Source organism: Arthrobacter sp. SPT-J7 (assembly GCF_059089965.1).
The window spans coordinates 1-517 of record NZ_JBNHFF010000554.1; the positions used below are offsets into that span (position 1 = coordinate 1).

Here is a 517-nt window from a genome sequence, read left to right on the forward strand (position 1 = left end):
CGTCCGCTCCCTTGGGTTGCTGGAGGGGTTGGCCGCTCAGGCGTTGGCGTGTTCGGAAAGGATGGCGTCGATCTGTCCGACAGCCTCCCGCATGCCTTCCTCCATACCCATCTGGACCATCTGCTCCATCTGCTCCTCCGACTCGAAGGAGGAGACGATCGTCATCCTGGTGCGGTCACCGATGCCCTCCAGGTTGACGGAGGCGTGCGTGGTTCCCAAGTCATCCACGGGCTCGCCGTTGTCATCGGCAAATCCGTCGTCGAAGGCAATCCTCTTGGGGCCTTCGATGGTGGTGAAGCGCCACCAGCCGCGGGCTTTTTCGCCCTCGGGACCGGTCATGTAGTAGCTGGCCTTCCCGCCTGAGCGGAAATCGAATTCCTCAAAGGTGGCCGGCCAGGTGGGCGGGCCCCACCAGCGTTCCAACTGGCGCGGGTCTTCCCAGATCTGCCAGACCCGCTGGACGTCCGCGTCAAATTCTGCGATCAGCGTGAAGCTGAGCGCTTCAAGATTCTTGGTG

At 62.7% G+C, this 517-nt stretch carries 1 protein-coding gene; it reads right to left on the minus strand.

Annotated elements, in window-relative coordinates; translation table 11 throughout:
- Positions 1–36: 36 nt before the first annotated feature.
- A partial coding sequence (locus AC5RWX_RS34230; RefSeq protein ID WP_494100566.1) for an SRPBCC family protein occupies positions 37–517 on the minus strand: 481 nt, incomplete at its 5' end.